Origin of the sequence: Micromonospora sp. LOL_023, assembly GCF_048060115.1 — a bacterium.
Lineage (GTDB): Bacteria > Actinomycetota > Actinomycetes > Mycobacteriales > Micromonosporaceae > Micromonospora_E.
Genome location: NZ_JBHMIM010000122.1, coordinates 1 through 5,367 on the forward strand (window position 1 = coordinate 1; position 5,367 = coordinate 5,367).

At 57.1% G+C, this 5,367-nt stretch carries 1 protein-coding gene and 3 rRNA genes; all 4 read left to right on the plus strand.

Features of this window, described 5'->3' with window-relative positions:
- On the plus strand, positions 1 to 190 hold a 190-nt coding region (locus ACFHVL_RS30660), incomplete at its 5' end, for a hypothetical protein (RefSeq protein ID WP_416632088.1).
- Between the two features lie 3 nt (positions 191 to 193).
- Positions 194 to 1,710: ribosomal RNA gene (locus ACFHVL_RS30665) — 16S ribosomal RNA — on the plus strand.
- A gap of 355 nt (positions 1,711 to 2,065) precedes the next feature.
- Positions 2,066 to 5,170: ribosomal RNA gene (locus tag ACFHVL_RS30670) — 23S ribosomal RNA — on the plus strand.
- 72 nt (positions 5,171 to 5,242) lie between these two features.
- Positions 5,243 to 5,359 (plus strand): 5S ribosomal RNA (gene rrf, locus ACFHVL_RS30675).
- The 16S, 23S and 5S rRNA genes sit together here, the layout of an rRNA operon.
- Positions 5,360 to 5,367: the final 8 nt, after the last annotated feature.

The window sequence follows — 5,367 nt, forward strand, 5'->3', positions numbered from 1 at the left end:
GCCCTGGTGGGGTTGCCTGCTTGTTGTGGGTGGTTCTGCTGGTGTGTGTTTGTTCTTTGAGAACTCAACAGGGTGCTTGATAAGCCAGTGCCAAAGTTTGTTTGGTTCCCGGCTGGTTTGCTACTGCTTCGGTGGTGGTTTTCTGGTTGGTGATTCCTTGGCATTTTATATGCCGGGTTTGATTCTCTAAATTTTGTTGGAGAGTTTGATCCTGGCTCAGGACGAACGCTGGCGGCGTGCTTAACACATGCAAGTCGAGCGGAAAGGCCCTTCGGGGTACTCGAGCGGCGAACGGGTGAGTAACACGTGAGCAATCTGCCCCAGGCTTTGGGATAACCCCGGGAAACCGGGGCTAATACCGAATATTACATGCTGCCGCATGGTGGTGTGTGGAAAGTTTTTCGGCTTGGGATGGGCTCGCGGCCTATCAGCTTGTTGGTGGGGTAATGGCCTACCAAGGCGACGACGGGTAGCCGGCCTGAGAGGGCGACCGGCCACACTGGGACTGAGACACGGCCCAGACTCCTACGGGAGGCAGCAGTGGGGAATATTGCACAATGGGCGGAAGCCTGATGCAGCGACGCCGCGTGAGGGATGACGGCCTTCGGGTTGTAAACCTCTTTCAGCAGGGACGAAGCGCAAGTGACGGTACCTGCAGAAGAAGCGCCGGCCAACTACGTGCCAGCAGCCGCGGTAAGACGTAGGGCGCGAGCGTTGTCCGGATTTATTGGGCGTAAAGAGCTCGTAGGCGGCTTGTCGCGTCGACTGTGAAAACCCACAGCTCAACTGTGGGCTTGCAGTCGATACGGGCAGGCTAGAGTTCGGTAGGGGAGACTGGAATTCCTGGTGTAGCGGTGAAATGCGCAGATATCAGGAGGAACACCGGTGGCGAAGGCGGGTCTCTGGGCCGATACTGACGCTGAGGAGCGAAAGCGTGGGGAGCGAACAGGATTAGATACCCTGGTAGTCCACGCTGTAAACGTTGGGCGCTAGGTGTGGGGGACCTCTCCGGTTCTCTGTGCCGCAGCTAACGCATTAAGCGCCCCGCCTGGGGAGTACGGCCGCAAGGCTAAAACTCAAAGGAATTGACGGGGGCCCGCACAAGCGGCGGAGCATGCGGATTAATTCGATGCAACGCGAAGAACCTTACCTGGGTTTGACATGGCCGCAAAACCTGCAGAGATGTAGGGTCCTTCGGGGGCGGTCACAGGTGGTGCATGGCTGTCGTCAGCTCGTGTCGTGAGATGTTGGGTTAAGTCCCGCAACGAGCGCAACCCTCGTTCGATGTTGCCAGCGCGTTATGGCGGGGACTCATCGAAGACTGCCGGGGTCAACTCGGAGGAAGGTGGGGATGACGTCAAGTCATCATGCCCCTTATGTCCAGGGCTTCACGCATGCTACAATGGCCGGTACAATGGGCTGCGATACCGTAAGGTGGAGCGAATCCCAAAAAGCCGGTCTCAGTTCGGATCGGGGTCTGCAACTCGACCCCGTGAAGTCGGAGTCGCTAGTAATCGCAGATCAGCAACGCTGCGGTGAATACGTTCCCGGGCCTTGTACACACCGCCCGTCACGTCACGAAAGTCGGCAACACCCGAAGCCGGTGGCCCAACCCCTTGTGGGAGGGAGCTGTCGAAGGTGGGGCTGGCGATTGGGACGAAGTCGTAACAAGGTAGCCGTACCGGAAGGTGCGGCTGGATCACCTCCTTTCTAAGGAGCGCTCTCCCGGCGAAGGTCGGGTAGGGAGCCTGCCATCCCCGAGTGTGGGGTGGGGGTGCTCAATTGGCGGAGACACTGGTGAGTTTGTGTCGGCAACGGCTGATGCTGCTGGTACTGCCCTTCTTTCGGGTTGGGTGTGGAGAGTGGTGTTGGTGCGGCTGGTGTGAATGGTGAGCATCCTGTTGGGTCCTGAGGGAACAAGCCACGGTGTGGGTTGTTGTCTTGGTGTGCCAGGCACGGCCTGGTCTCGCATACCGGCTGCTTTTTGGTGGTGCTGGTGTGGGGCTGTTGGGTTTGTGGGTTGGTCGTTTGTTGAGAATTACACAGTGGACGCGAGCATCTTTGTGGTCAAGTTGTCAAGGGCGAACGGTGGATGCCTTGGCACTAGGAGCCGATGAAGGACGTGGGAGGCCGCGATAGGCCTGGGGGAGCTGTCAACCAAGCTGTGATCCCAGGGTGTCCGAATGGGGAAACCTGGCACCAGTCATGTGGTGTCACCTGCACCTGAACTCATAGGGTGTGTGGAGGGAACGCGGGGAAGTGAAACATCTCAGTACCCGCAGGAAGAGAAAACAACAGTGATTCCGTGAGTAGTGGCGAGCGAAAGCGGATGAGGCTAAACCGGCTGCGTGTGATACCTGTCAGGGGTTGCGTGGTCGGGGTTGTGGGACTCTGCTGATCAGACTGACATCTGGTCGAGAAGTTATAAAACCTGTTGCTAGCCGAATGGTGTGGAAAAGCCAACCGTAGTCGGTGATAGTCCGGTAGGTTAAAGTGACTGGTCTTCTGTGGATGTTCCCGAGTAGCGGCGGACCCCTGAAATCTGCCGTGAATCTGCCAGGACCACCTGGTAAGCCTAAATACTTCCTAGTGACCGATAGCGGACAAGTACCGTGAGGGAATGGTGAAAAGTACCCCGGGAGGGGAGTGAAATAGTACCTGAAACCGTTCGCCTACAATCCGTCGGAGCCTTTAGGGGTGACGGCGTGCCTTTTGAAGAATGAGCCTGCGAGTTAGTGGCATGTGGCGAGGTTAACCCGTGTGGGGTAGCCGTAGCGAAAGCGAGTCTTAATAGGGCGTTGAGTCGCATGTTCTAGACCCGAAGCGGAGTGATCTAGCCATGGGCAGGCTGAAGCGCGGGTAAGACCGCGTGGAGGGCCGAACCCACCAACGTTGAAAAGTTGGGGGATGACCTGTGGTTAGGGGTGAAAGGCCAATCAAACTCCGTGATAGCTGGTTCTCCCCGAAATGCATTTAGGTGCAGCGTCGCGTGTTTCTTGCCGGAGGTAGAGCACTGGATGGTCTAGGGGGCCCACAAGCTTACCGAAATCAGCTAAACTCCGAATGCCGGTAAGTGAGAGCGCGGCAGTGAGACTGCGGGGGATAAGCTTCGTAGTCGAGAGGGAAACAGCCCAGATCGCCAGCTAAGGCCCCTAAGCGTGTGCTAAGTGGAAAAGGATGTGGGGTCGCTTAGACAACCAGGAGGTTGGCTTAGAAGCAGCCACCCTTTAAAGAGTGCGTAATAGCTCACTGGTCAAGTGGTTCCGCGCCGACAATGTAGCGGGGCTCAAGCACACCGCCGAAGCTGTGGCATTCACGCGTGTACTTCGCTGATCCCTTTGGGGGTTGGTGCAGGTGTGTGGATGGGTAGGGGAGCGTCGTGCCGGGGGTGAAGCAGCGGGGTGACCCAGCTGTGGACGCGGCACGAGTGAGAATGCAGGCATGAGTAGCGAAAGAAGGGTGAGAAACCCTTCCGCCGGATGACCAAGGGTTCCAGGGCCAGGCTAATCCGCCCTGGGTGAGTCGGGACCTAAGGCGAGGCCGAGAGGCGTAGTCGATGGACAACGGGTTGATATTCCCGTACCCGCGAAGGAGCGCCCATGATGAACTTCGTTGTGCTAACTGCCCGATCCTGGTGAGGTCTTCGGACTGATCTGGGGGAGCGCGGGAACCTGGCGGGTAGTAGTCAAGCGATGGGGTGACGCAGGAAGGTAGCTGATCCCGGCCGGTGGTTGTGCCGGGGTAAGCGTGTAGGCCGTACCATAGGTAAATCCGTGGTGCATGAGGCTGAGACGTGATGCCGAGCCGATCCAGGTGAAGTCAGTGATCCTATGCTGCCGAGAAAAGCCTCTAGCGAGCTTCTAGCGGCCCGTACCCCAAACCGACACAGGTGGTCAGGTAGAGAATACCGAGGCGATCGGGCGAACTGTGGTTAAGGAACTCGGCAAATTGCCCCCGTAACTTAGGGAGAAGGGGGGCCGGAGACGTGAAGCCCCTTGCGGGTGGAGCGTTGTATGGCCGCAGAGACCAGGGGAAAGCGACTGTTTACTAAAAACACAGGTCCATGCGAAGAAGTAATTCGATGTATATGGACTGACGCCTGCCCGGTGCTGGAACGTTAAGGGGACCGGTTAGCTCTTCGGGGCGAAGCTGAGAACTTAAGCGCCAGTAAACGGCGGTGGTAACTATAACCATCCTAAGGTAGCGAAATTCCTTGTCGGGTAAGTTCCGACCTGCACGAATGGCGTAACGACTTTCCTACTGTCTCAACCACAGGCCCGGCGAAATTGCAGTACGAGTAAAGATGCTCGTTACGCGCGGCAGGACGGAAAGACCCCGGGACCTTTACTATAGCTTGACATTGGTACTCGAATTAACTTGTGTAGGATAGGTGGGAGACTGTGAAGCTGGTACGCCAGTATCGGTGGAGTCAATGTTGAAATACCACTCTGGTTGATTTGGGTTTCTAACTTCGGACCGTGATCCGGTTCAGGGACAGTGTCTGGTGGGTAGTTTAACTGGGGCGGTTGCCTCCTAAAGAGTAACGGAGGCGCCCAAAGGTTCCCTCATCCTGGTTGGCAATCAGGTGTTGAGTGTAAGTGCACAAGGGAGCTTGACTGTGAGACTGACAGGTCGAGCAGGGACGAAAGTCGGGACTAGTGATCCGGCACTTGCGAGTGGAAGCGGTGTCGCTCAACGGATAAAAGGTACCCCGGGGATAACAGGCTGATCTTCCCCAAGAGTCCATATCGACGGGATGGTTTGGCACCTCGATGTCGGCTCGTCGCATCCTGGGGCTGTAGCAGGTCCCAAGGGTTGGGCTGTTCGCCCATTAAAGCGGTACGCGAGCTGGGTTTAGAACGTCGTGAGACAGTTCGGTCCCTATCCGCCGCGCGCGTAGGATACTTGAGAAGGGCTGTCCCTAGTACGAGAGGACCGGGACGGACGAACCTCTGGTGTGCCAGTTGTCCCGCCAGGGGCACGGCTGGTTGGCTACGTTCGGAAGGGATAACCGCTGAAAGCATCTAAGCGGGAAGCTCGCTTCAAGATGAGGTGTCCCACCCACTTTGTGGGGTAAGGCTCCCAGTAGATGACTGGGTTGATAGGCCGGAGATGTAAGCCAGGTAACTGGTTCAGTTGACCGGTACTAATAGGCCGAGGACTTGACTTCGAAGATGTACGCGTCCACTGTGTGATTCTGGGCAAACGAACACCTGTGTGTGTTTGGTTTTGCTTTTAGGGTTACGGCGGTTATGGCGGAGGGGAAACGCCCGGTTACATTCCGAACCCGGTAGCTAAGCTCTCCAGCGCCGATGGTACTGCACTCGTGAGGGTGTGGGAGAGTAGGTCACCGCCGGACATCTTTAC